Consider the following 24283-nt stretch of genomic DNA (forward strand, 5'->3'; position numbering starts at 1 on the left):
GTGCCACCCCGGGCCGCGGGGCCCTCGTACGACTGACTACGACCGACTACGACGGAATCAGAAGCGGCGCGTGATGAGCGCGCGCTTCACTTCCTGGATCGCCTTCGTGACCTCGATGCCACGCGGGCACGCGTCGGTGCAGTTGAAGGTCGTGCGGCAGCGCCACACGCCGTCCTTGTCGTTCAGGATCTCCAGCCGCTGCTCGCCGGCCTCGTCACGCGAGTCGAAGATGAAGCGGTGCGCGTTGACGATCGCCGCCGGGCCGAAGTACTGGCCGTCGTTCCAGAACACCGGGCACGAGGACGTGCACGCGGCGCACAGGATGCACTTGGTGGTGTCGTCGAAGCGCTCGCGGTCCTCGGCGGACTGCAGGCGCTCGCGCGTCGGCTCGTTGCCCTTGGTGACCAGGAACGGCATGACGTCCCGGTACGCCTGGAAGAAGGGCTCCATGTCGACGACGAGGTCCTTCATCACCGTCAGGCCCTTGATGGCCTCGACCGTGATCGGCTTCTCCGGGTTGATGTCCTTGATCAGCGTCTTGCAGGCGAGCCTGTTCTTGCCGTTGATCCGCATCGCGTCGGAGCCGCAGATGCCGTGCGCGCACGAGCGACGGAAGGTGAGCGAGCCGTCCAGGTCCCACTTGATCTTGTGGAGACCGTCGAGCACGCGCTCCTTCGGGTCGATCTCGATCTGGAAGTCCTGCCAGGTCGACTCTTCCGAGATCTCGGGGTTGAAGCGGCGGATCCGGAACGTCACCGTGATGAACGGCGAGGCGGCGGCCGCCGCCTCCATCGCGTCCGTCTTGGACAGGGTCGGGGTGGCCATCAGTACTTACGCTCCATCGGCTGGTAGCGGGTGACGACGACGGGCTTGTAGTCCAGGCGGACCGAGTCCTGGCCGTTGTCGTCGACCTCGCGGTACGCCATGGTGTGGCGCATGAAGTTGACGTCGTCGCGGTTGGGGTAGTCCTCGCGGTAGTGACCGCCGCGGGACTCCTTGCGCGCCAGCGCGGACACGGCCATGACCTCGGCCAGGTCGAGCAGGTTGCCCAGCTCGATGGCTTCCAGCAGGTCCGTGTTGAAGCGCTTGCCCTTGTCCTGGACGGACACGTTCTTGTAGCGCGCGCGCAGCTCCGCGATCTTCTCGACCGCGGTCTTGATCGTCTGCTCGGTGCGGAACACCATCACGCAGGCGTCCATCGTCTCCTGGAGCTCCAGGCGCAGGTCGGCGACCCGCTCGTTGCCCGTGGAGGCGCGCAGGTGCTCGACGAGGTCGATGACCTGCTGCGCCGGGTTCTCGGGCAGCTCGACGTAGTCGTTGGCGTGGGCGTACGCGGCGGCCGCGATGCCCGAGCGCTTGCCGAAGACGTTGATGTCCAGCAGCGAGTTGGTGCCCAGGCGGTTGGCGCCGTGCACCGACACGCACGCGACCTCGCCGGCCGCGTACAGGCCCGGGACGACGGTGGTGTTGTCCGCGAGGACCTCACCCTCGACGTTGGTCGGGATGCCGCCCATGGCGTAGTGCGCGGTGGGCTGGATCGGGATCGGGTCCGTGTACGGCTCGATGCCCAGGTAGGTGCGCGCGAACTCGGTGATGTCCGGGAGCTTCGCGTCGAGCTGCTCCGGCGGGAGGTGCGTCAGGTCCAGGTACACGTGGTCACCGGCCGGACCGCAGCCGCGGCCCTCACGGATCTCGGTGTAGATGGAGCGCGAGACGACGTCACGGGACGCGAGGTCCTTCATGACCGGCGCGTACTTCTCCATGAAGCGCTCGCCGTCCTTGTTGCGGAGGATGCCGCCCTCACCGCGGGCGCCCTCCGTCAGCAGGATGCCCATGCGCCAGATGCCCGTCGGGTGGAACTGGAAGAACTCCATGTCCTCGAGCGGCAGGCCGCGGCGGTAGCAGGCCGCCTGGCCGTCACCCGTGAGGGTGTGCGCGTTGGAGGTCACCTTGAAGAACTTGCCGGTGCCGCCGGAGGCGTAGATGACGGACTTCGCCTGGAACACGTGGATCTCGCCGGTGGCGAGCTCGTACGCGACCACGCCGGCCGACTTCTTGACGCCGTCCTCCTCGACCAGGAGCTGGTCCAGGACGTAGAACTCGTTGAAGAACTCCACGCCCTCCTTGACGCAGTTCTGGTAGAGCGTCTGGAGGATCATGTGGCCCGTGCGGTCCGCGGCGTAGCAGGACCGGCGGACCGGCGCCTCGCCGTGGTTGCGGGAGTGGCCGCCGAAGCGGCGCTGGTCGATGGTGCCGTCCGGGGTGCGGTTGAACGGCAGGCCCATCTTCTCGAGGTCGAGGACCGCGTCGATGGCCTCCTTCGCCAGGATCTCGGCGGCGTCCTGGTCGACCAGGTAGTCACCGCCCTTGACCGTGTCGAAGGTGTGCCACTCCCAGTTGTCGTCCTCCACGTTCGCGAGCGCGGCGGCCATGCCGCCCTGCGCCGCGCCCGTGTGGGAGCGGGTGGGGTAGAGCTTGGTCAGCACGGCGGTGCGGCTGCGCTTCGTCGCCTCGATGGCGGCGCGCATGCCCGCGCCACCAGCGCCGACGATGACGGTGTCGTACTTGTGGATCTTCATTGGTTTCGCCTCAGCCCCGTTGCCTAGCGGATGTTCGGGTCGAAGGTGAAGATCACCAGCGTGCCCAGAAGAATGGTGAACACCGTGGCGGTGTAGAGCAGGCCCTTGAGCCACAGACGCGTGTTGGCGCGCTCCGCGTAGTCGTTGACGACGGTGCGCAGACCGTTGGCGCCGTGCAGCATCGCCAGCCACAGCATCAGCAGGTCCCAGCCCTGCCAGAACGGGGAGGCCCAGCGGCCGGCCACGAAGGCGAAGCCGACCTTGGAGACGCCGCCGTCGAGGACGAGCTGGATCAGCAGGTGGCCGATGACCAGGACGACGAGCACGATGCCCGAGAGGCGCATGAAGAGCCACGCGACCATCTCGAAGTTGCCGCGGGTCGAACGAGGGGTCTTGCCGGTGCGCTTGCGCGGCGCCTCGATGTACGGCGCCGGGTTGTCGACGTCGTAGAGGGAGACGCCTTCGACATCACCGATGGCCTGAGCGGAAGAAGTGTCGGAAGACATGGGTGTCACTTCCCGAACAGTTGGAGGTAGGCGTGGTGCAGCACGGGGTAAACGGCCCCGGCCATCAGCACGACCCAGATGCCCACGACCGACCAGAGCATCTGCTTCTGGTAGCGGGGGCCCTTGGACCAGAAGTCCACGGCGATGACACGGAGACCGTTGAGCGCGTGGAAAAGGATGGCGGCGACGAGGCCGTACTCCATCAGCGCGACGATCGGAGTCTTGTAGGTAGCCACGACATCGTCGTACGCCTCGGGGGAGACGCGGACGAGAGCGGTGTCGAGGACGTGTACGAACAGGAAGAAGAAAATGGTGACGCCGGTGACTCGATGAGCCACCCAGGACCACATTCCTTCCCGGCCGCGGTACAACGTTCCAGCCGGCACGGAAAACCCTCCGGAAGCGGGGCGGGGGCCAGCCGGCTTCTTTGTCGGTCGGGCCCGGCCGGGTACGGTCCTCCGGCCCCGGACATCGTAGCGACGCTTTGTCGGTTCCCTCGCGCGGGGGCCATCGGTGTGATCAAACAGGCACGGACGGACTATCCCACAGGGGCGAATAGCCCGAATTCGACAGCTGAGGCACCATCTGTCGAGGTCAGCCAGCGTGTCAGATCTGCCAGCCGGGCCTGCGCGACACGACGGAGCTCGTCCGCGGAGATCGCGCGCTCCTCGTCCACCTCCAGCTCCATCCGCCGCCGGATCGCCGCCAGCAGCTGGTCCGCCTGCTCCTCCGGGGTGTGCCCGTCGAGGCAGATGACGAAGGCGTGGCCGAAGGTCCGCTCGTACTCCGCGTGGGCGGCGTCCAGCGCGAGCAGCGCGGCGTACGAGGCCCCCTGCTCCAGCTCCGGCGGGAACTCGCCGGCCAGCGCCTCGGAGAGATCGGCCTGGGAGAGGTCGTACGAGGCTTCGTCCGCGGCGGCGAGCAGCGCGCCGTGGTCGGGGTAGGGGCGGTGGGCGGCCACCCGGTGGGCCCAGCGCCGGCTGCCGCAGCAGTGCAGCAGGGCCGCGTGGGCGGCTTCGGGGGACAGGGCGTTGAACCGCGCGAGCCCTGAGCCGTGCGAGGGGTCGGAGCCTCCGCGGGCCTGTGCCGGAAGGTGGCTGGACAGCGGGGGGCTCCTCGTGGCGTGGCGCGGGTGTCCCGCCACGCTATCGACGTGGGGCGGGGTGTGTCGTACCCATCCCGGGTTTTCACCCGTAAGTGAGCCGAAAGGATGACGGGGCCGCGTGTCGTGGCCACGCGGGGCGAGCGGGCATGATGGCCGCGGGGGCGGCCGGAAAGGGCCGGAAAAGGGGAGGGCGACCGAGGCCGCCACCCCCCACAGGAGAGGCCCCGATCGCCATCCGTCACGGACTCGTGCGACAAGCCCGTACCCCTGTCAGCGTCTTCGGTGCGTTTTGTGTCACACCTCGCTCCGCGCAGGAATGGTTGCTCGTTGTACAACTCGTGGACGAAGGTGCTTGAAACCCGTAACGTGCTGATTTGCGCCACACGTACAGGACAGTGAACGGGTTGGGGACTTTGCTGGGGGACGACGCGGAGCTGACCACCGCGGTGCTCGCGGCACAAGACGGCGACGAGAACGCGTTCCGTACTGTGTACCGCGCCGTGCACCCACGCCTGCTCGGATACGTCCGCACCCTCGTCGGAGACGCGGACGCGGAGGACGTCACCTCCGAAGCCTGGCTGCAGATCGCCCGCGACCTCGACTCCTTCACCGGCGACGCCGACCGCTTCCGCGGCTGGGCCGCCCGGATCGCCCGCAACCGTGCCCTCGACCACATCCGGATGCGCGGCCGGCGCCCCGCCGTCGGCGGCGACGAGACCGAGCTGACGGGCCACGCCGCCGAGTCCGACACCGCCGTCGAAGCCATGGAGTCCCTCTCCACCGGCCGCACGATGGCGCTCATAGCCAGGCTCCCGCAGGACCAGGCGGAAGCAGTCGTCCTGCGGGTCGTCGTCGGCCTCGACGCCAAGAGCGCGGCCGAGACCCTCGGCAAGCGGCCCGGCGCGGTACGCACGGCCGCGCACCGGGGTCTGAAGAAACTGGCCGAGATGCTCGGCGCGGAGGGCGGTTTCGAGACCGGCTCCGACATCGGCTCCGGACCGGGGTACGGACTCGGCGATAATGGCGCCGGCCGGTCACGGGACGCGGGGGGCGAGAGGGATCTCGACGGCGTACCGGCGCAGCGGGCCCACAACGGGGGGCTCGTAGAACAAACCGGTGTGACGCATTCACGTTGGCGGACGCAGAAGGACATGTGATGGCCGACGAGCGCGACAGGTGGCTGGACAGGGCCGCGGCGGACAGACTGCTGCGCGGTGAACCGGCTGTACTTGGCGCCGAGCACCACTCCCGAGCACGGGCCGAGCGGCTGCGCGCCGCCCTCGACGTACTGGCGGAGCCGCCGCCGGCCACCGGAGAGCTGCCCGGGGAGGCCGCCGCCGTGGCCGCCTTCCGCGCGGCGCGCGGCTCCGTGCCCCGGGGCCGGGCCCTGGGCGCCGGGGTGTTCGCGTCCGGTGACACGGTGGTCGAGCTCAGCCCGCCGGCCGGTGGCGCCGGCTCCCGCACCCGCTCCCCGGGCCCGCGCCGCCCGGCGGGCTCCGCTTCCCCCTCCCGCAAGGCCCGCCCGGTCCGCTTCGGCCTCGCGGCCGCCCTGGCGAGCGTCGCCGTGGGCGGACTGGCGGCCGTCGCCGGAGCCGGCCTGCTGGACCGGGACACCGCCGAGGACGCGAGTCACCTCCCGGCCGTGTCGGTGACCACCGGGTTCTCCCCGGCGGCCTCCGGCGGCACGTACGCGAAGCCGGTCCCGCAGCCCGGGCAGACGACCCCGCCGGGCGGCGGGCAGAGCCAGGGGGGCACCCCGGGTCCGGGGAACTCCCCGGGCGCGCAGGAGCGTACGCCCGCCGGACCCGACGGCGGCGGTTCCACCGGGGCGGACGGAGCGGTCACCGCACAGCCGTCCGCGGGCGGTTCCACCGGCGGGACGGGCTCCACCGGAGAGAAGGGCGGCACGGACCGCTTCCTCCTCGGCGGCACCGCGGGCGCGGCCGAGAAGGAGACGGAGATCCGGACCAAGGCCGCGGCGCTGTGCAGGGACTTCCGGGCGGGCAGGCTCGACAACGACGGCCGGGAGAAGCTGGTGCGCCTGGCCAACGGGCTGCTGCGGATCCCCCGCTACTGCCAGGGAGTGCTCGACGGCCCCGCCGGCGGTACGAAGGACGATGCCCCGGCTTCGGGGCGCACGCCGGCGGCGGGCTCGACGGCGGAACCGGCGCGGCCCCCCGCGGACGGTTCGCGCGTGTCGGGCGGAGGCCGCTGAAGGCGGTCCCGGCCGGAACCGGGTACCGGACACTGTCCTGAAACAGACCCCGACCCGGCTGTAACACTTTTCGAAGCGCCGGCGCAGTACATAACGAGCCGACTGGTCATCGGCCGCGCATGAGCCGGGGTTCCCCCCGTACCCCTGGGCTCTGCGCAACCGGCGCGGGCGGGATTCGTTCCCCCGATCCCGCCCGCGCCCTCAACGTCAGACCTTCGCCCCCGACGGGATCACCAGTAGACGACGACCTTGTCGCCGACCTGCACCTGCTCGAACAGCGAGGCGAGCTTGCCCTTGTCGCGGACGTTCACGCAGCCGTGCGAGGCGCCGTTGTAACCGCGGGCGGCGAAGTCCGCCGAGTAGTGCACGGCCTGGCCGCGGCTGAAGAACATCGAGTACGGCATCGACGATCCGTAGAGCGTCGACGTCCACTCCTTCTCCTTGCGGTCCACCTTGAACTCGCCCTCGCGGGTCGGGGTGTTCTCCGAGCCGAAGCGGACGTCCAGGGTGGACATGATCTTGCCGTCGATCATCCAGGTGAGGGTGCGGCTCTCCTTGCTGATGCACATGACGCGGCCCGTCATGCAGCGCGGGTCGGGCGCGTCGGCCTCGTTGACGGCCGGCGGGCGCAGCTCGTCGGCGGTCGGCTTCTTGGAGAGGCTCTGGATCTTCTTCCAGGTGGGCTCGTCCACGCCGCCCGTGGCGTCCAGCTTGTTCTTCGACTGGAAGGACTTGACCGCGGCGGTCGTCTTCGAGCCGTAGAAGCCGGTCGGCGCGACCGACATCAGCTTGAGCTGGCGCAGCCGGGCCTGCAGTTCGCGGACCTGCTCGCTGTCGTCACCGTTGGACATGATCTGCTTGACGGTCGGCGACGGCGAGGCGGAAGCCGAGGGGGACGCGGAAGCGGAGGGCGACGGCGAGGCCTCCCCGGGCTTGGCGTCCGTGGACGGCGAGGTCTCGGGGGAGGCGACCGCCGTGGGCGAGGCGGGCGCGGAAGAACCGGAGCCCGTGGCCTCCGACTCCTGCGGCCCGCAAGCGGTCGCGGCCAGTGCGACGGCGGTGGCCAGGCCCAGTGCGCGGACTATGACTCTCTGGCGGTGCATTGCGGTCCCCCGATTTCTCTACGTGTGTATCTAGGTGATGCGCGGCGGGCGTGGACAGTTGCAAGGAAAGCCGCGATGTTGCGCCATTGTGACCAGCGGCCGTCGCGGGGACGTTTTATCAGCCCCGGGCCCCTCGGATCCACGAAGGAGCGGGCACATGAACCGGCACACCGAGAGCGGCATCCCGATCGAGCCGGTCTACCGGCCGGGCGACTTGGCGGGCTGGGACCCGGCCGTCGAACTGGGCGAGCCGGGGGAGTACCCGTACACCCGGGGGGTCTACCCCACGATGTACACCGGACGGCCCTGGACCATGCGCCAGTACGCGGGGTTCGGCACCGCCACCGAGTCCAACGCGCGTTACCGCCAGCTCATCGAGGGCGGGGCCGCGGGCCTGTCCGTGGCCTTCGACCTGCCCACCCAGATGGGCCACGACTCCGACGCCCCGCTCGCGCACGGCGAGGTCGGCAAGGTGGGCGTGGCGATCGACTCGATCGAGGACATGCGGGTGCTGTTCGACGGGATCCCGCTCGACCGGGTCTCCACGTCGATGACCATCAACGCGCCGGCCGCGCTGCTGCTCCTGCTCTACCAGCTGGTCGCGGAGGAGCAGGGGATCGAGGGCGCCGCCCTGACGGGCACCGTCCAGAACGACGTGCTGAAGGAGTACGTCGCACGGGGGACGTACATCTTCCCGCCCGGCCCCTCCCTGCGGCTGACGGCCGACACCTTCCGCTACTGCCGGGCCGAGATGCCCAGGTGGAACACCATCTCCATCTCCGGCTACCACATGGCCGAGGCCGGGGCCTCGCCCGCGCAGGAGATCGCCTTCACCCTCGCCGACGCGATCGCGTACGTGCGCACCGCGCTGGCCGCCGGGATGGAGGTCGACGAGTTCGCACCCCGGCTGTCGTTCTTCTTCGTCGCCCGCACCACCCTCCTGGAGGAGGTCGCGAAGTTCCGCGCGGCCCGCCGGATCTGGGCCCGCGTCATGCGCGAGGAGTTCGGGGCCCGGGACCCGAAGTCGCTGATGCTGCGCTTCCACACCCAGACCGCCGGGGTGCAGCTGACGGCGCAGCAGCCGGAGCTCAACCTCGTACGCGTCGCCGTGCAGGGGCTGGCCGCGGTGCTGGGCGGCACCCAGTCGCTGCACACCAACTCCTTCGACGAGGCGATCGCGCTGCCCACCGAGAAATCGGCCCGGCTCGCGCTGCGGACCCAGCAGGTGCTCGCGTACGAGACGGACGTGCCGCACACCGTCGACCCCTTCGCCGGGTCCTACGCGGTGGAGCGGATGACGGACGACGTGGAGGCGGCGGCGCTCGCCCTGATGCGGCGGGTCGAGGAACTGGGCGGGGCGGTGGCCGCGATCGAGGCGGGTTTCCAGAAGGGCGAGATCGAGCGGAACGCCTACCGCATCGCGCGGGAGACCGAGAGCGGCGAGCGGGTGGTGGTCGGGGTCAACCGGTTCGCGCTGGCCGAGGAGGAACCGTACGAGCCGCTGCGGGTGGATCCGGCCATCGAGGACCGGCAGCGGGCGGCGCTGGCCGCGCTGCGGGCCCGGCGCGACGGGGCGGCCGTGACGGCGGCGCTGGCGGAGGTCCGGGAGACGGCGGCGGGGACGGGGAACGTGCTCTACCCGGTGCGGGAGGCGCTGCGGGCACGGGCCACGGTCGGGGAGGTGTGCGGGGCGCTGCGCGAGGTGTGGGGGACGTACGTACCCGTCGATTCCACCTGGTGAGCGGCGTGTGACCAGTGGTGACGGGGTGGCGGAGGCCTCGCGTCCGCTTGCTGGAAACGACTGGCGCGACAGGTGTGTCCCTTGCGACACTCCTGGACATGCTGGGTGTCACAGATCTTCCGACGTACATCGCCGGACTCGTGCTGATCGTTCTGCTGCCGGGTCCGAACTCCCTCTACGTGCTCTCCGTCGCCGCGCGCGGTGGGGTCCGCGAGGGGTACAAGGCCGCCTGCGGAGTCTTCACCGGGGACGCCGTCCTCATGACCCTGGCCGCGGTCGGCGCCGGAGCCCTGCTCCAGACCAGCCCGATCCTCTTCGGTGCCGTCAAACTGCTCGGTGCCGGATACCTGACCTGGCTGGCCATCGGCATGCTCCGGGGCGCGTGGGCCATGTGGCGCTCGCGGCGCGATCGCACCGCCGCCGAGGACGGCGCCCCGGCCGGGTCCGCCGGGTCCGCCGGGTCCGCCGGCGACGTGGAGCGGCCCTACCGGCGCGCCCTGCTGATCAGCGTCTTCAACCCGAAGGCCATCCTCTTCCTGATGTCCTTCTTCGTGCAGTTCGTGGACCCGGCCTACGCCTACCCGGCGCTGTCGTTCCTGCTGCTGGGCGGCCTGCTGCAGATCGGCAGCTTCCTCTACCTGACCACCCTGATCTTCGGCGGCACCCGGCTCGCCGCCGCCTTCCGCCGCCGCAAGCGGCTCTCGGCGGGCGCCAGCTCGGCGGCGGGCGTCCTCTTCCTGGGCTTCGCCGCCAAGCTCGCCGTCAGCTGACCGCCCTGCGCAGCAGCCGGGCCATCCGGCGGACCGCGCGGCTGCGGGGCAGGAAGGACAGCTGCGCCGGGATGCCGCCCGGCAGGCCCAGGACGGTCAGCCGGCGGCGGGTGAAGTAGCGCCAGGTGCGCGGGGTCAGCCGCGCGGCCAGCCAGCCCTCGGCCTCCGCCCGGCGCGCCGCCAGGATCTTGGGCTGCATCGTGAAGCCGACGGCCGTGAGCAGACCGGCCACCTCCTCGGCGGCCCGCTCCGGGCCCGGCGGGGTCCAGGAGCGCACGGCCGCCGCGTCGCCGAGGTCCGGCAGCAGGGCGTCGGCCAGCGCCAGCGGGATCCGGTTGCTGTTCGGGTACGGGTCCAGCCGCGCGAGCACCGCTTCGGTGCCGGTCCGGGCGACCGGGAGCCCGTACAGGGTGGCGGCGGTCAGCAGCCCCGTCGAGAAGCAGCCGACGACCAGGGCCGGGCGCAGCCGCTCGTACAGGGTCTCGGCGAGCACCGGCGCGTCGAGCACGGTGAGCCGGACGCCGAGCCGCTGCGCCTCCTCCCGCGCCCGGCGCGCGTAGGCGGCGGGGGCGCTGGGGTGCGGTTTGAAGACCAGCTCGCGGTGGCCCAGCGCGTGCGCGCCCCGGACCATCGCCACGTGCAGCTCCTCCTCCTCGCCGGCCGGCATGAGGTCGAGCGCCGAGAGGTACTGGCCGAGCAGGAGCGCCGGCGCCTCCTCCGGGGCAGCGGGCAGGACCGGCGCGTCGAGCTCGGAGAGCGCCTCGACGACCTTGAGGAACGCCGCCGCCGGGATCGCCTCGGCGCGGACGCCGAACTCGGTCAGCAGCAGCGGCTCCAGACCCGGTACGAGGTCCAGGTGCAGCACCCGCCGGACCCGCATGCCGAGCTGCGGGTCGAGGCGGAAGCGGGTGGGTCCGTAGCTCATCAGCCCGTCGGCGTAGACCTCTATGGCCGCCCCGGGGAACACCCGGCACAGGCTCTGGGCGGGCGGGACCTGGAGCGATTCCACGATCAGCTCGATGCGGCCGGAGCCCAGGCCCCAGGAGGCGCGCAGCAGCCGCTCCCACAGCGGGACGTCGTCGGGGCGCGGGGCCCAGGTGCTGGGGTGCTGCGGGGCGATGACCGCGTTCCAGTCGAGCACCTCGTCGAAGCGGGAGCGCAGGGCGGCGAAGCCGGGCGCGTCGGCCGGGGCGGGCGCGATCTCGGCGGTGACGGAGTGGTTGCTGGTCAGCAGGATCCTGCGGCCGGCGGGCGGGAAGCAGTCCGCGTCGAGGGCGGCGGCGAGGGTGGCCGTGCCGTAGAGGGTGGAGGCCAGGAAGATCTGGGTGACGCCGGTGCTCATGCGCCCGCTCCGGCCGAGGCGCGGCGGCGCAGCCGGCGGAGCAGGGCGGCGCGGTCGGCGTCCATCGAGTCGAGGGCCCGGTCGAGCACGTCCTGGGGCATTCGGCCGAGCGCGGCCGCGCTCGTCGAACGGAGTTTCTTTGCCACGGCCGGTTCGAACCTTTCGATGGTCCCGATGTGGTGCGCGATGATTGCACAATATGTTCGTACGGCTTTCGGGAGAAGAAGATCGAATTCCCGGTCGGTGGCCGTATCCGCCAGCACTTGATCAAATGCTCGAATGAAATCGAGCTGACGCTCGTCCCCGATTTGTGTCAGCGAGGTGGAAACCCCGCGACGATAGAAGATTCCGGGCAGCCCGACCGGCGCGAAGGACTCCGCCTCCCGGTGCAGCCGCCAGATCCACGGCCGGTCCTCCGCCGTCCGCAGGCCGTCCGTGAAGTGCAGCAGCCCGCGGTCCAGCAGCCGCCGGTGGTACATCCCCGCCCAGGCGTACGGATAGTCCACCGAGGTCGAGCGGCCGGCCGGCAGGATCGCGGTCCGCGGATCGGCCACGACCGACTCCGGGCCGAACGGCACGCGCTGCACACTGCGCGCCCTGCCCGTGCACCGGACATGGTCGGTGCGGACGAAATCGCAGCTCAGAGCCTCGATGGCGGCGAGCGTACGGGCCAGATGGCCCGGCGCCAGCCAGTCGTCCCCGTCCAGGAAGGCGATGTACTCGCCGCGCGCCGCGTCCAGGCCGGTGTTCCGGGCCGTCGCCAGGCCGCCGTTGCGCTCGTGTCTGAGGTGCACCGCGCCGGGCAGCTCGCGGGCCGCCCGCTCCAGGAGGGCGGGCGTTCCGTCCGTCGAGCGGTCGTCGACGAGCAGGAACTCGAAATCGTCCCGGGCGTTGAGTTCGAGACTCTTCAGGGCATCCGGCGCGTATGTCTGCACGTTGTGGAACGGCACGACAACAGAGAGCTTGAGCACTCGCGAGACATTAGGACGCCGTTCGTCATTCACCGTGGCCCGGGCGCGGATTCCATGTGAACGACGAACGGCGGACGCGTTAACCCGGGCGCTTTCGCATGGAGTCGACGGGTTGTTAACCCGCTGTTGTGCGCTCGTTGGGCCGATCACCGAAAAGGCGGAATAACTTCTGCCGGGTGCCAGCAAGCAACCGCGCGACGCCACAAGCCGTCCTCCGTACGGCCGTCCTCGCCGATTCCGACACCCGGTGGAAATGGGGAGCGCTCACCGCGCACCGCCTCGCCCCGGAGCCCGGCGCCACCCACCTGACCGGATACCTGCTGCGCGGCCGGGCCACACCCACCGCCCGCCAGCTCGGCGAGGTCGGGGTCCGGGCCGACCGGCTCACCGAGGTGACCTGCGCCGGCTTCCTCGCGGAACTGGAGCGCGAGCGGTACGACGTGGTCGTCCTCGCGCTGGTCGGCGGCGCGGCCGCGGCCGTCCTGCACGGAGCCCGCGCCCTGTGGCCCGGACCGGGCACCCGCCCGGTGTTCGTCACCGGATACGTCGGCGTCGTGTACGAGAAGCTCGCCGACGGGCTCCTGCTGCGGCACGGGGCCGACCTCGTCCTGGCCAACTCCCGCCACGACGCCGGACGGTTCCGCGCGGTGTACGAGGGCGTGGGCGCGGACCCCGGAGCCGTCGTGGAGACCGCCCTGCCGTTCCTCGACGGGGCGCCGTACTCGCCCGTCGGCGACCGGACCCACCGGGTCGTCTTCGCGGTCCAGCCCTCCGTGCCGCAGTCCCGCGCGGACCGCTCCTACCTGCTGCGGCGGGCCGCGGAACACGCCCGTCTGCACCCCGAGCGCGAGGTGCTGGTCAAACTGCGCAGCCGCCCGGGGGAGCACACCACCCACCTGGAGGAGCTCCCCTACCAGCGGCTGGCGCAGCAGCTGCCCGGCGGACTGCCCGTCAACTGCCGCCTGGTGTACGGGAACATGGGCGAGGTCCTCGACACCACGGACCTGCTCGTCACCGTCTCCTCCACGGCCGCCCTGGAATCCCTGCACCGGGGCATCCCGACGGCGGTGCTCACCGACCTCGGCGTCCGCGAGACCCTGGGCAACCACCACTTCCTCGGCTCGGGCTGCCTGGCCTCCTGGACCGAACTCGACGCCGGGCTGCTGCCCGAGGGGGACCCGGACTGGCTGGCGGCACAGGGCGTGGCCCCGGCCGCCGCTCCGGCGGAGGCCGCGCGCCTTCCGGCGGCTGCCGCCGCCGCTCCGGAGGAGCCCGGCGCGCGCGGGGACGCGTACGCCGCCGCCCGGGCCCGGCTCGCGGAGCTGCTCGGGCGGGACCGGCTCCCGCCGCTCTCCCCCTACTACACGCAGGACACCGCGCCCGGCTACCTGCCCGGAATCCTGGCCCGGCACCATCTCGGCCCCGATGGACGCCCGTTGCCCGGGGCCCCGCGGCCGGACAAGGGGGAGTCCCGGCTGCGCCGCCGGCTCCGCGCCCACCTGCGCGAAGCCGCCCGCGGGGCCTACCGCCACGGAGTCCAGCGCGTCGCCCCGGTGATCCGCCGCCTGGGGGAGCTGTGAGCGCCCGCCCGGCCGGGGCCGGACCCGCCTTCGCTCAACACCTGGACAGAACAAGGGTGTTGGCTGTGATCCCGGCCCGGGGAGGCTCCAAGGGGGTCCCCGGGAAGAACCTGGCCGACGTCGGCGGAGTACCCCTGGTGGTACGGGCCGTACGGGCCTGCCTGGGGGCCGCCAGCGTCACCGACGTCCTGGTGTCCACCGACTCCGAGGCGATCGGCGCTGCCGCCCGCGCAGCCGGGGCCGTGGTGCTGCGGCGGCCCGCCGGGATCTCCGGGGACACCGCCACCAGCGAGGCCGCGCTGCTGCACGCGCTCGACGCCTTCGAGGAGCTGCACTCGGTCACCGTCGACGTGGTCCTCCTCGTCCAGTGCACCAGCCCCTTCGTCACCGCCTCCGACGTGGAGTCCGTCGCCGCGGCCGTCGCGTCCGGCGCCGCCGACTGCGCGCTCACCGCGGCCCCCTTCCACGGCTTCCTCTGGCGGGCGTCCCCCGACGGCTCCGGGACCGGGGTCAACCACGACACCTCGTACCGCCCCCGCCGCCAGGACCGCCCCCAGGACCTGCTCGAGACCGGCGCCGCCTACGCCATGGACGCAGCCGGGTTCCGCACGGCACGCCACCGCTTCTTCGGGCGGACCGTGCCCGTCGCCACCGACCCCGCCCGGGTCCTGGAGATCGACGACCCCCACGACCTGGCCCGCGCCCGCGCGCTCGTACCCGTACTCGCGTCCCCTCCCGCGCAGACCCCTCCCGTACCGAAGGACAGCCCTGCCATGACGGTCACCCCCGCCTCCCGCCTCCGGACCTTCGGCTCGCGCACCGCCGGCCCCGGCCGCCCCGTCTACGTCGTCGGCGAGATCGGCATCAACCACAACGGCGACCTCGGCAACGCCTTCGCCCTCATCGACGCCGCCGCCGAGGCCGGCTGCGACGCCGTGAAGTTCCAGAAGCGCACCCCCGAGATCTGCACCCCGCGCGACCAGTGGGACATCGAGCGCGACACCCCCTGGGGCCGGATGACCTACATCGACTACCGCCACCGCGTGGAGTTCGGCGAGGCCGAGTACCGCGCCATCGACGAGCACTGCGCCAAGCGCGGCATCGACTGGTTCGCCTCCCCGTGGGACACCGAGGCCGTCGCCTTCCTGGAGAAGTTCGACGTCCCCGCGCACAAGGTCGCCTCCGCCTCGCTCACCGACGACGAGCTGCTGCGCGCCCTGCGCGCCACCGGCCGCACGGTCGTCCTGTCCACCGGCATGTCCACCCCGAGGCAGATCCGGCACGCGGTGGAGGTGCTCGGCAGCGACAACATCCTGCTCTGCCACGCCACTTCCACGTACCCGGCCAAGGCCGAGGAGCTCAACCTGCGGGTCATCAACAGCCTTCAGGAGGAGTACCCGAACGTCCCCATCGGCTACTCCGGCCACGAGACGGGCCTGCAGACCACGCTGGCCGCGGTCGCGCTCGGCGCCTCGTTCGTCGAGCGGCACATCACCCTCGACCGGGCCATGTGGGGCTCCGACCAGGCGGCCTCGGTCGAACCCGGCGGCCTCACGCGGCTGGTCCGCGACATCCGCACCATCGAGACCGCGCTGGGCGACGGCATCAAGCGGGTCTACGAGTCCGAGCTCGGCCCGATGAAGAAGCTCCGCCGCTTCCAGGGCGAGCTCGCCACCGTCTGACCCGGGCTGCGGATCGCCGCTGCGCGGGGCTCGTCCCCTACCCGCCCTTCCCCCGTTCCCCGGGCCGGCACGGTGCGCGGCGCGCGCGTGCAGGTCGGCGCCGGCAGAAATCCAGCCCCGCCGGCGATTGAGGCGCGGGGGTCCGGGGGCCGGCCCCCGTGCAGCGGGCCCGCGCGTGCGGACTGTGCGTCGTTCCCATCCACCCTCCGACGAGGAGTACCCGGTGACCCCCTCAGCCCCCGAACGAACCCTCGCTTTCGTCGAGAGCCCGGTCCAGCTCCTCAACGTCCTGGAGTGGGCGCACGCGCAGCGAGCCGGCCTGCTCGCCGCCGTCCCGCGCCAGCCCGAACGGGGCACCGGCCGCGGGGCCGGGGTGCGTCCCGCGACTCCCGCCGCCACCGCAGGCCTGCGGATCGTCGTGCTCCCGCCCACCGACCCCATGTCCCGCGGCCAGCTGCGCCGGATGGCCGGCCTGGCGCGGGACGAGGGGCACGAGGTGCGCTGGCAGGAGGCGCGCGGCGGCCGGTTCACGCCCTTCAAGGCGTTCGGCGCGCTCGCGCGCGACGTGCGGGCGGCCCGGCGGGTGGTCATAGGGGATCCGTTCTCCCGCTACGTCCAGCTGCTGCTCACCCTGGTCCGGGCCGAAGAGCTCGTCGTCGTGGACGACGGCACGGCCACCATGGAGTTCGTCGCCCAGACGGCCCGCGGCGAACGCCTCGTGCGCTGGCACCGGGCCGGCGGCGGCGGACTGCCGGGCCGGCTGCGCGAGCTGGCGTACGCGCCGGTCTCGGCGAACGCCCGGCGCAGGTTCACCCCGGGCCCCGCCTCGGGCCGCCGCGTCGAGGTGTTCACCTCCATGCCGGTCACCGCGCACGGCACGATGACCGTCCGGCTCAACGACTTCGCCTGGACCCGGGCCCGCTTCGGCCCGCCGCGCCTGACCAAGGGCACCGACCTGGTCGGGACCTCGCTGGTGGAGACCGGCGTGGTCGACCCGGAGCACTATCTGGACGCGGTGCGCGCCCTGGCCCTGGAACACGGGGCCACCCGCTACTTCGCGCACCGCCGGGAGTCCCCGGAGAAGCTGCGCGCGCTGAGCGAGGCCACCGGGCTGGAGATCGTACGGCCGGACCTGCCGCTGGAACTGATCGCGCGTCGGGGACCGGTCGGCCGTACGATCGTCAGTTTTCCGTCCACGGTCGTCCACACGCTGCCGTACGCCCTGATCGGTACGGGTGTCCGGGTCGCTGTATGCGATGTCGATCCGGGCTGGCTCACGCCGTCCGCGTCGGAGCGGGCCCGCGGATTCCTCGCCGGAGTCACCGACTCGGCCCGTGATGTGCACAGACTTCCTGCTCAGGCGGCTCCGGCGGCCGGATGAGCGCGCGAGTTTACCCCCGCGCACATCCGGTCATGCGTCCAGAGGCCGGGTTTCTTTCCCCTAACGGCATGAACTTTTGGTGATCTCCGGCCAGTTGACCCATGGGTGCGCCTACCCTTGAACGGGTGAACCAGTTGATGTCCCGCGAGTCCCAGACCGCCCTGCCCGGCACGCCCGACCGGCCCGAGCTGCCCGGCAAGCTTCCGGACCACCTGCGTGCCGAACTGATCGCCTTCCGACGGGACTTGCACATGCATCCCGAGCTAGGACACCAGGAGTTCCGCACCACGGCGGCGATCAAGGCCAGGCTGGAGAAAGCGGGCCTGCGCCCGAGGGTGCTGAAGTCGGGCACCGGGCTCATCTGTGACGTCGGCACCTGGGACGGCGTACGTCCCATGCTGGCCCTGCGCGCGGACATCGACGCCCTGCCCATTCCGGATGCGAAGACCCACGTCTCGTACCGTTCGACCGTCCCGGACCGCGCCCACGCCTGCGGCCACGACGTGCACACCGCCGTCGTCCTCGGTGCCGGTCTCGTCCTCGCCGAGCTCGACCGCCAGGGGCTGCTGCCCCGGCCGGTGCGGCTGCTCTTCCAGCCCGCCGAGGAGGTCCTGCCGGGCGGCGCCACCGAGGCCATCGACTCCGGGGTGCTGGACGGCGTCGGCAAGATCGTCGCGGTGCACTGCGACCCGCGCGTCGACGCGGGCCGGATCGGACTGCGCAGCGGACCCATCACCTCGGCCTGCGACCGGCTGGAGGTCACCCTCGACGGGCCCGGCGGTCACACCGCCCGCCCGCACCTGACCACCGACCTGGTGACGGCGGCCGCCCGGCTCGCCCTCGACCTGCCCGCGGTCCTGGCCAAGCGGATGGACGCCCGCTCGGGCATGTCGGTCACGTGGGGCCGGATCGAGGCCGGACACGCCTGCAACGTCATCCCGATGCACGCGGAGCTGTCCGGAACCGTTCGGTGCCTGGACCTGAACTCCTGGCACGAGGCCCCCGACCAGATCCACGCGGTCATCGACGAGATCGCCTCGATGCACCGTGCCAAATCGGAGATCACCTACGTCCGCGGGGTCCCCCCGGTCGTCAACGACCCGGTGGTCACCGAACTGCTGCGCGACGCGATGAGCGCCCGGCGCGGCCCCGACTCGGTCGAGGACACCGAGCAGAGCCTCGGCGGCGAGGACTTCTCCTGGTACCTGGAGCACGTCCCCGGAGCCATGGCGCGCCTGGGCGTCCGCAAGCCCGGCGACACGGCCAAGCGCGATCTGCACCGGGGCGACTTCGACGTGGACGAGGCCGCGATCGGGGTCGGAGTGGAGTTCTTCACGGCCGTCGCGCTGCTCGACGGGAAGCCGCTCGAAGGGCGACGCGCCAGGCCGACGGGGTCCGCGGGGTAGAAATCCGTACAGCATCGGCGGATGATCCGGCGGGAGCGTCCAGCCCTTGGTACGCAAGGGCTGGACGCGTCGTGAGTTACCGGCCGGTCACTGTCTGGTTCACGACGATCCGATAACGACTCATGAACGGGCCTTTAACTGACATCTACGCGCGTTACGATCGCGGCGAAACCAGCGCCGGTCGTGGCGCTTCGGTCAGGTTTTGAAGGAGCCTCCCCTTGCGCCGGATCACCAGGATCGCCACCGTGGGCATCGCGTCCGCGGCGCTGGCCCTCTCGGCCACCGCCTGTGGCGGTAAGAAGTCCTCGGACACCTCCTCCTCCAAGGAGCAGTCCGCCGCCATCGCGTACGACATCGGTGGCCGCGGCGACCAGTCGTTCAACGACGCCGCCTACGAGGGTCTCGCGAAGGCCGAGAAGGACCTGCAGATCAAGGGCGCCCAGGCGGAGCCCACCGACGGCGAGGGCGAGGCCGACAAGGTCCAGCGCCTCACCGAGCTGGCCCGCAAGGGCAACAACCCGGTCATCGGCGTCGGCTTCGCCTACGCGCCGGCCATCAAGAAGGTCGCCGAGAAGTTCCCGGACACCACGTTCGGCATCATCGACGACACCTCGGTGCAGGCGAAGAACATCGCCAACCTCGTCTTCAACGAGGAGCAGGGCTCCTACCTGGCCGGCGTCGCCGCCGCCAAGGCGTCCAAGACCGGCACGGTCGGCTTCATCGGCGGTGTCGAGGTTCCGCTGATCAAGAAGTTCGAGGCGGGCTTCGTCCAGGGCGTCAAGGACACCAACCCGAACGCCAAGGTGCTCACCCAGTACCTGACCCAGCCGCCGAACTTCGACGGTTTCGCCAAGCCCGACCTGGGCAAGGCCGCCGCCGAGGGCCAGCTCGACAAGGGCGCCGACGTGATCTACGCGGCCGCCGGTCTGGCCGGTTCCGGTGCCATCGAGGCCACCGCCGCCAAGGGCAAGTGGGCCATCGGCGTCGACTCGGACCAGTACAACCAGGCCGGTCTGGCGAAGTACAAGGACCACATCCTGACCTCGGTCACGAAGCAGGTCTCGCAGTCCGTCTACAACCTGATCAAGTCGGTCAAGGACGGCAAGCCGCAGACCGGTGAGGTCCGCTACGGCCTCGACAAGGACGGCGTCGGCCTGGCCGACTCCAACCCCGAGTACAAGAAGATGACCGAACTGGTCGCCGCGGTGGACAAGGCCAAGGCCGACATCATCGCGAAGAAGATCGAGGTCAAGACCGCGCCGTAAGGCGCCGTCTGACCTGCGGTCAGCGTGACACCCGGGGTCCGGGAAGCGGTCTCCATCGCTCCCGGGCCCCGGTCCGTGTCCCGTGGTTTCATGTGATCGTGTGGCCGGTTGGCCGCAAGTTTTCACTTTCGACAGTGCTACGCGCGTAGAAGCATCGTGGACGCGATACTTTCTCCCCCCGCCCTGTCCCCCTCCTGTCTTCAGCTCCTTCCGCGCCAAGGAGAGTGCGTCATCAACGCGTCCAGCCCGCCCCCCGCCGTAGAACTGCACGGCATCACCAAGCGCTTCCCCGGCGTCGTCGCCAACAAGGACATCGCGATCACCGTCCGCAAGGGCACGGTCCACGCCCTCGTCGGTGAGAACGGCGCCGGCAAGTCGACTCTGATGAAGATCCTCTACGGCATGCAGAAGCCGGACGAGGGCACCATCGCCATCGACGGGGAGCAGGTCTCCTTCCACAGCCCCGGCGATGCCATCGCCCGCGGCATCGGCATGGTGCACCAGCACTTCATGCTCGCCGACAACCTCACCGTCCTGGAGAACGTGGTTCTCGGCGGCGAGAAGCTCTACGGCATCGGCGCGAAGGCCCGCAAGAAGATCAAGGAGATCTCGGACGCCTACGGCCTCGGCGTGCGCCCCGACGCGCTGGTCGAGGACCTCGGTGTCGCCGACCGGCAGCGCGTGGAGATCCTCAAGGTCCTCTACCGCGGGGCCAAGATCCTCATCCTCGACGAGCCGACCGCCGTGCTCGTCCCGCAGGAAGTGGACGCGCTCTTCGACAACCTGCGCGAGCTCAAGTCCGAGGGCCTGACCGTCATCTTCATCTCGCACAAGCTGGGTGAGGTCCTGAAGGTCGCCGACGACATCACCGTCATCCGGCGCGGCACCACGGTCGGCACCGCCGACCCGCGGACCACCACGACCAAGCAGCTCGCCGAACTGATGGTCGGCTCCGAGCTGCCCTCGCCCGAGACCCGCGAGTCCACGGTGACCACCACCCCGATGCTCCAGGTCGAGGACCTGCGGCTGGCCGCGACCGACCCGGACGGCGTGGTGCGCGAGGTGCTGGCGAGCATCAACTTCACCATCCACAAGGGCGAGGTCCTCGGCATCGCGGGCGTCGAGGGCAACGGTCAGACCGAGCTCATCGAGACCCTGATGGGCATGAGCATCCCGGACGGCGGCACCATCACGCTGGACGGCGCCGACATCTCCACCACCGCGACGCGCAAGCGCCGCGAAGACGGCATCGGCTACATCCCCGAGGACCGCCACCGGCACGGTCTGCTGCTGGAGTCCTCCCTCTGGGAGAACCGCATCCTCGGGCACGTCACCGAGGCCCCCAACTCCAAGCGCGGCATCCTCGACCCGAAGGCCGCCCGCAAGGACACCGAGCGGATCGTGCGCGAGTACGACGTCCGCACGCCCGGCATCGAGGTCACCGCGGCCTCGCTCTCCGGCGGCAACCAGCAGAAGCTGATCGTCGGCCGCGAGATGAGCCACAACCCGAAGTTCCTCATCGCCGCCCACCCCACCCGCGGTGTGGACGTCGGCGCTCAGGCGCAGATCTGGGACGCGATCCGCGAGGCCCGCCGCGAGGGCCTGGCCGTGCTGCTGATCTCCGCCGACCTGGACGAGCTCATCGGCCTGTCCGACACCCTGCGCGTCATCTACCGCGGCCGCCTGGTCGCCGACGCGGACCCCGCGACCGTCACCCCGGAAGAGCTCGGCACCGCCATGACGGGCGCCGCCTCCGGGCGCCTGGAAGCCACCGACAACCACTCCGCCGCCGGTACGGACGCCCGTACCGACTCTCCGGAGGACGAGGCCCGATGAAGAAACTCGACAAGGACCGGCTGCTCCTCGGCTTCGCCGGGCCCGCGCTCGCGCTGGTCACCGCCTTCGCGCTGACCATGGCCGTACTGGGCGCGACGGGCATCGACCCGATCGAACCCCTGCGTCTGATGGTGGAGAACGCCGGTTACGAGGACGTTCAGATCCTCATCGTGAACCAGGCGGGCACGTACTACCTGGCGGCCCTGGCCGTGGCCATCGGCTTCCGGATGAACCTCTTCAACATCGGCGTCGACGGCCAGTACCGCCTCGCCGCGATGATCTCCGCCGTGGTCGGCACCGCCGTGACCCTGCCGGGGCCGCTGCACATCCTGCTGATCGTGGTCGTCGCCATGCTCACCGGCGCCTTCTGGGCCGGCATCGCCGGCATCCTGAAGGCCAAGCGCGGGGTCAGCGAGGTCGTCTCCACGATCATGCTGAACGCCATCGCGACCAGCCTGATCGCCTGGCTGATCCTGCCGAAGAACCTCGGCGTCCAGCCCGCCGGCTCGAACGACCTGACCACCGGCGAGATCGCCTCCTCCGGCTGGTTCCCGCCGCTCGACCTCGGCAACGGCCTGGAGATCTACGGCTTCACCTTCGTCGCCTTCGCGCTGGGCATCGTCTACTGGTTCGGGCTGAACCGCACCCGCTTCGGCTTCGACCTGCGCGCCACCGGCGCCAGCGAGTCCGCCGCCCAGGCCTCCGGTGTGGACGCCAAGAAGATGATCATCACCTCGATGCTCATCTCCGGTGCCGTCGCCGGCCTCTCCGGCATGCCGCAGCTGCTGGGCGAGACCCACACGTACAACCTGTCCTTCCCGGTCGGCATCGGCTTCACCGGCATCACCATCGCGCTGCTCGGACGCAACAGCCCGGTCGGCATCTTCTTCGCCGCGTTCCTGATGGCCTTCATCGACAAGGCCTCGGCCTCGCTCGACCAGGCCGGGTACGCCAAGGAAATCGGCACGATCATGAAGGGCCTGATCGTGATCGCGGTCGTCGTGTCCTACGAGCTCGTCCGCCGCTACGGGATCCGGCGCCAGCAGCAGAAGGTCGGCGAGGAACTCGCCGCCGGCGGCGCCATCAAGACCGACAAGGAGGTCGCGGCGTGAGCACCAGCACCGTTTCCGCGACGAGCGCCGCCCCCAAGAAGCAGGGCGGCCGCAAGAAGCTCACCCTTCCGTGGATCATGCTGATCGTCGCGGGCGGCCTCGCGCTGGTCTCGCTGGTCCGCGTGATCAGCGGCGCCAACGACCTGACCTCGGTCGGCCAGGTCTCCGGCGCGCTCTCCCTCGCCGTGCCGATCGGCCTCGCCGGCCTCGGCGGCCTGTGGGCCGAGCGCGCGGGCGTCGTCAACATCGGCCTCGAGGGCATGATGATCCTCGGCACCTGGTTCGGTGCCTGGGCCGGCTACCAGTGGGGCCCGTGGACGGGCGTCATCGCCGGTCTGATCGGCGGCGCCATCGGCGGCCTGCTGCACGCGATCATCACGGTCACCTTCAACGTCAACCACATCGTCTCCGGTGTGGCCATCAACATCCTGGCGCTGGGCTTCACCCAGTACCTGTCGAACTTCACCTTCGCGGAGGCGGCCGGCGGCTCCTCCAAGCAGTCCCCGCGCGTCGAGCCGATCTACAAGATCACCGTGCCGGGGGTGTCGGACTGGATGTCCACCCTCCAGGGCAAGCACTGGTTCTTCATCTCCGACCTGGCGGGCGTCGTCGGCGGCCTGGTCACCGGCCTGTCGCTGCTGACCGTCCTCGCGCTGCTGCTGATCCCCGGCACCTGGTGGGTGCTGTGGCGCACCACCTTCGGCCTGCGCCTGCGCTCCTGCGGTGAGAACCCCGTCGCCGCCGAATCGCTCGGCGTCAACGTCTACAAGTACAAGTACATCGCCGTGATCGTCTCGGGCGCCCTCGCGGGCCTGGGCGGCGTGTTCCTGTCGATCGTGGCCAGCCCGATCTACCAGGAGGGCCAGACCGGCGGCCGCGGCTACATCGGTCTCGCCGCGATGATCTTCGGCAACTGGATGCCGGGCGGCATGGCGCTGGGCGCCGGCCTGTTCGGCTTCACCGACAGCCTCAAGCTGCGCGGCGGTGCCGAGAACGTCCACGCGATGCTGCTGCTCATCGCGATCCTGCTGGTCCTGGTCGTGGCCTGGCAGGTCTACAAGAAGCGCTACGTCCAGGCCGGCATCTCGGCGGTCTTCGCCGTGCTGCTGTTCGTCTGGTACGCGCTGACCGACGCGGTGCCCAGCCAGTTCGTGGACGCCGCCCCGTACCTGACGACGCTGCTGGTGCTCGCGCTGTCCGCGCAGCGCCTGCGGATGCCCAAGGCGGACGGCATGCCGTACCGCAAGGGCCAGGGCAAGTGACGGCGCAGCGGACCGTGGACTGGGAGGCCCTGCGGACGGCCGCGCGGGACGCCATGTCCCGCGCGTACGCCCCGTACTCGGGCTTCCCGGTCGGCGTCGCCGCGCTGGTCGATGACGGCCGGACCGTCGTCGGCTGCAACGTCGAGAACGCCAGCTACGGGCTGGGCCTGTGCGCCGAATGCGGCCTGGTCTCCTCCCTCCAGGCCACGGGCGGCGGCCGGCTGACGCACTTCACGTGCGTGGACGGCAAGGGCGAGATCCTCGTCCCCTGCGGCCGCTGCCGGCAGCTGCTGTTCGAGTTCGGCGGCGCCGAACTCCAGGTGGAGACGCCCGAGGGGGTCCTGCCGCTCTCCGCGATGCTGCCGCAGGCCTTCGGGCCGGACCACCTCAGGTAGCCGAGAACCCTTCTGACGGCCCTTCCGCCCGC

21 protein-coding genes and 1 pseudogene are annotated in these 24283 nt (G+C 71.0%); 14 read left to right on the forward strand and 8 right to left on the reverse strand.

Going from position 1 to position 24283, the window contains the following annotated elements; all coding sequences use genetic code 11:
* Positions 1-57: 57 nt before the first annotated feature.
* From ACWGDE_RS06710 to ACWGDE_RS06730, 5 genes are all read right to left on the reverse strand, one after another.
* Positions 58-825 carry a succinate dehydrogenase iron-sulfur subunit gene (locus ACWGDE_RS06710; protein ID WP_453387891.1) on the reverse strand — a complete coding sequence of 256 codons (768 nt, stop codon included), beginning with the start codon at positions 823-825 and terminating at the stop codon, positions 58-60.
* The gene (gene sdhA, locus ACWGDE_RS06715) at positions 825-2579 is read right to left on the reverse strand and encodes a succinate dehydrogenase flavoprotein subunit (RefSeq protein WP_382741377.1); all 1755 of its coding nucleotides are present in this window, start codon (positions 2577-2579) and stop codon (positions 825-827) included. Before sdhA ends, ACWGDE_RS06710 begins: the two co-directional genes overlap by 1 nt.
* Positions 2580-2602: 23 nt before the next feature.
* Positions 2603-3085 (reverse strand): succinate dehydrogenase hydrophobic membrane anchor subunit, encoded by a 483-nt coding sequence (locus ACWGDE_RS06720; RefSeq protein ID WP_453387892.1) that lies wholly within the window; start codon positions 3083-3085, stop codon positions 2603-2605.
* Between the two features lie 5 nt (positions 3086-3090).
* On the reverse strand, positions 3091-3471 hold the full coding sequence (sdhC, locus tag ACWGDE_RS06725) for a succinate dehydrogenase, cytochrome b556 subunit (protein WP_453387893.1): 381 nt from the start codon (positions 3469-3471) through the stop codon (positions 3091-3093).
* A 152-nt stretch (positions 3472-3623) separates the two neighbouring features.
* On the reverse strand, positions 3624-4229 hold the full coding sequence (locus ACWGDE_RS06730) for a 2-oxo-4-hydroxy-4-carboxy-5-ureidoimidazoline decarboxylase (RefSeq protein ID WP_453387894.1): 606 nt from the start codon (positions 4227-4229) through the stop codon (positions 3624-3626).
* Between the two features lie 374 nt (positions 4230-4603).
* On the opposite strand from ACWGDE_RS06730, the gene ACWGDE_RS06735 reads away from it, so the two are divergent.
* Together ACWGDE_RS06735 and ACWGDE_RS06740 are read left to right on the forward strand one after the other, a co-directional pair.
* Positions 4604-5347, forward strand: a complete 744-nt coding sequence (locus ACWGDE_RS06735) for an RNA polymerase sigma factor (RefSeq protein ID WP_453387930.1) — start codon at positions 4604-4606, stop codon at positions 5345-5347.
* Positions 5347-6405 (forward strand): hypothetical protein, encoded by a 1059-nt coding sequence (locus ACWGDE_RS06740; RefSeq protein ID WP_453387895.1) that lies wholly within the window; start codon positions 5347-5349, stop codon positions 6403-6405. The genes ACWGDE_RS06735 and ACWGDE_RS06740 overlap by 1 nt, the downstream gene beginning before the upstream one ends.
* 230 nt (positions 6406-6635) lie before the next feature.
* Here ACWGDE_RS06740 and ACWGDE_RS06745 read toward each other — a convergent pair whose 3' ends face one another.
* Positions 6636-7508 (reverse strand): L,D-transpeptidase family protein, encoded by an 873-nt coding sequence (locus ACWGDE_RS06745; RefSeq protein ID WP_453387896.1) that lies wholly within the window; start codon positions 7506-7508, stop codon positions 6636-6638.
* A gap of 157 nt (positions 7509-7665) precedes the next feature.
* Between ACWGDE_RS06745 and ACWGDE_RS06750 the strand changes: the two genes are divergently transcribed.
* Together ACWGDE_RS06750 and leuE are read left to right on the forward strand one after the other, a co-directional pair.
* Positions 7666-9249: an acyl-CoA mutase large subunit family protein gene (locus ACWGDE_RS06750; protein WP_453387897.1), complete on the forward strand. Its 1584-nt coding sequence runs from the start codon at positions 7666-7668 to the stop codon at positions 9247-9249.
* A gap of 98 nt (positions 9250-9347) precedes the next feature.
* Positions 9348-10019: a leucine efflux protein LeuE gene (gene leuE / locus ACWGDE_RS06755; protein WP_453387898.1), complete on the forward strand. Its 672-nt coding sequence runs from the start codon at positions 9348-9350 to the stop codon at positions 10017-10019.
* Here leuE and ACWGDE_RS06760 read toward each other — a convergent pair.
* Both ACWGDE_RS06760 and ACWGDE_RS06765 read right to left on the reverse strand, forming a co-directional pair.
* A complete protein-coding gene (locus tag ACWGDE_RS06760) occupies positions 10012-11361 on the reverse strand; it encodes a polysialyltransferase family glycosyltransferase (protein ID WP_453387899.1) in 1350 nt (449 codons plus the stop codon). The genes leuE and ACWGDE_RS06760 overlap by 8 nt on opposite strands.
* The gene (locus ACWGDE_RS06765) at positions 11358-12332 is read right to left on the reverse strand and encodes a glycosyltransferase family 2 protein (protein ID WP_453387900.1); all 975 of its coding nucleotides are present in this window, start codon (positions 12330-12332) and stop codon (positions 11358-11360) included. The genes ACWGDE_RS06760 and ACWGDE_RS06765 overlap by 4 nt, the downstream gene beginning before the upstream one ends.
* Positions 12333-12508: 176 nt before the next feature.
* Between ACWGDE_RS06765 and ACWGDE_RS06770 the strand changes: the two genes are divergently transcribed.
* The 10 genes and pseudogenes from ACWGDE_RS06770 (at position 12509) to ACWGDE_RS06815 (ending at position 24251) form a co-directional block, all read left to right on the forward strand.
* Entirely contained in the window at positions 12509-13912 is a 1404-nt protein-coding gene (locus ACWGDE_RS06770; protein WP_453387901.1) for a DUF6716 putative glycosyltransferase, read from the forward strand.
* Between the two features lie 65 nt (positions 13913-13977).
* Positions 13978-14328 (forward strand): annotated as a pseudogene (locus tag ACWGDE_RS06775) (acylneuraminate cytidylyltransferase family protein); the annotation flags it as partial.
* 357 nt (positions 14329-14685) lie between these two features.
* A complete protein-coding gene (locus ACWGDE_RS06780) occupies positions 14686-15594 on the forward strand; it encodes an N-acetylneuraminate synthase family protein (RefSeq protein ID WP_453387931.1) in 909 nt (302 codons plus the stop codon).
* 223 nt (positions 15595-15817) lie between these two features.
* A complete protein-coding gene (locus ACWGDE_RS06785; protein ID WP_453387902.1) occupies positions 15818-16975 on the forward strand; it encodes a hypothetical protein in 1158 nt (385 codons plus the stop codon).
* Between the two features lie 137 nt (positions 16976-17112).
* Positions 17113-18381, forward strand: a complete 1269-nt coding sequence (locus ACWGDE_RS06790; RefSeq protein ID WP_453387932.1) for an amidohydrolase — start codon at positions 17113-17115, stop codon at positions 18379-18381.
* A gap of 218 nt (positions 18382-18599) precedes the next feature.
* Entirely contained in the window at positions 18600-19646 is a 1047-nt protein-coding gene (locus ACWGDE_RS06795) for a BMP family lipoprotein (RefSeq protein WP_453387903.1), read from the forward strand.
* Positions 19647-19811: 165 nt separating this feature from the next.
* Entirely contained in the window at positions 19812-21482 is a 1671-nt protein-coding gene (locus ACWGDE_RS06800) for an ABC transporter ATP-binding protein (RefSeq protein ID WP_453387933.1), read from the forward strand.
* Positions 21479-22594: an ABC transporter permease gene (locus ACWGDE_RS06805; RefSeq protein ID WP_453387904.1), complete on the forward strand. Its 1116-nt coding sequence runs from the start codon at positions 21479-21481 to the stop codon at positions 22592-22594. The genes ACWGDE_RS06800 and ACWGDE_RS06805 overlap by 4 nt, the downstream gene beginning before the upstream one ends.
* The gene (locus ACWGDE_RS06810; RefSeq protein ID WP_453387905.1) at positions 22591-23856 is read left to right on the forward strand and encodes an ABC transporter permease; all 1266 of its coding nucleotides are present in this window, start codon (positions 22591-22593) and stop codon (positions 23854-23856) included. Before ACWGDE_RS06805 ends, ACWGDE_RS06810 begins: the two co-directional genes overlap by 4 nt.
* Positions 23853-24251 (forward strand): cytidine deaminase, encoded by a 399-nt coding sequence (locus ACWGDE_RS06815; protein WP_453387906.1) that lies wholly within the window; start codon positions 23853-23855, stop codon positions 24249-24251. Before ACWGDE_RS06810 ends, ACWGDE_RS06815 begins: the two co-directional genes overlap by 4 nt.
* Positions 24252-24283: the final 32 nt, after the last annotated feature.

The organism is Streptomyces sp. NPDC054956 (genome assembly GCF_053609185.1).

Excerpts from the sequence above, each read along its gene's own strand:
- ACWGDE_RS06805 (WP_453387904.1), top strand. The coding sequence starts at position 21,479 with ATGAAGAAACTCGACAAGGACCGGCTGCTCCTCGGCTTCGCCGGGCCC.
- ACWGDE_RS06745 (WP_453387896.1), bottom strand. The coding sequence starts at position 7,508 with ATGCACCGCCAGAGAGTCATAGTCCGCGCACTGGGCCTGGCCACCGCC.
- ACWGDE_RS06760 (WP_453387899.1), bottom strand. The coding sequence starts at position 11,361 with ATGAGCACCGGCGTCACCCAGATCTTCCTGGCCTCCACCCTCTACGGC.
- sdhA (WP_382741377.1), bottom strand. The coding sequence starts at position 2,579 with ATGAAGATCCACAAGTACGACACCGTCATCGTCGGCGCTGGTGGCGCG.
- ACWGDE_RS06750 (WP_453387897.1), top strand. The coding sequence starts at position 7,666 with ATGAACCGGCACACCGAGAGCGGCATCCCGATCGAGCCGGTCTACCGG.
- ACWGDE_RS06710 (WP_453387891.1), bottom strand. The coding sequence starts at position 825 with ATGGCCACCCCGACCCTGTCCAAGACGGACGCGATGGAGGCGGCGGCC.
- ACWGDE_RS06780 (WP_453387931.1), top strand. The coding sequence starts at position 14,686 with ATGACGGTCACCCCCGCCTCCCGCCTCCGGACCTTCGGCTCGCGCACC.
- ACWGDE_RS06790 (WP_453387932.1), top strand. The coding sequence starts at position 17,113 with ATGTCCCGCGAGTCCCAGACCGCCCTGCCCGGCACGCCCGACCGGCCC.
- ACWGDE_RS06720 (WP_453387892.1), bottom strand. The coding sequence starts at position 3,085 with ATGTCTTCCGACACTTCTTCCGCTCAGGCCATCGGTGATGTCGAAGGC.
- leuE (WP_453387898.1), top strand. The coding sequence starts at position 9,348 with ATGCTGGGTGTCACAGATCTTCCGACGTACATCGCCGGACTCGTGCTG.
- ACWGDE_RS06740 (WP_453387895.1), top strand. The coding sequence starts at position 5,347 with ATGGCCGACGAGCGCGACAGGTGGCTGGACAGGGCCGCGGCGGACAGA.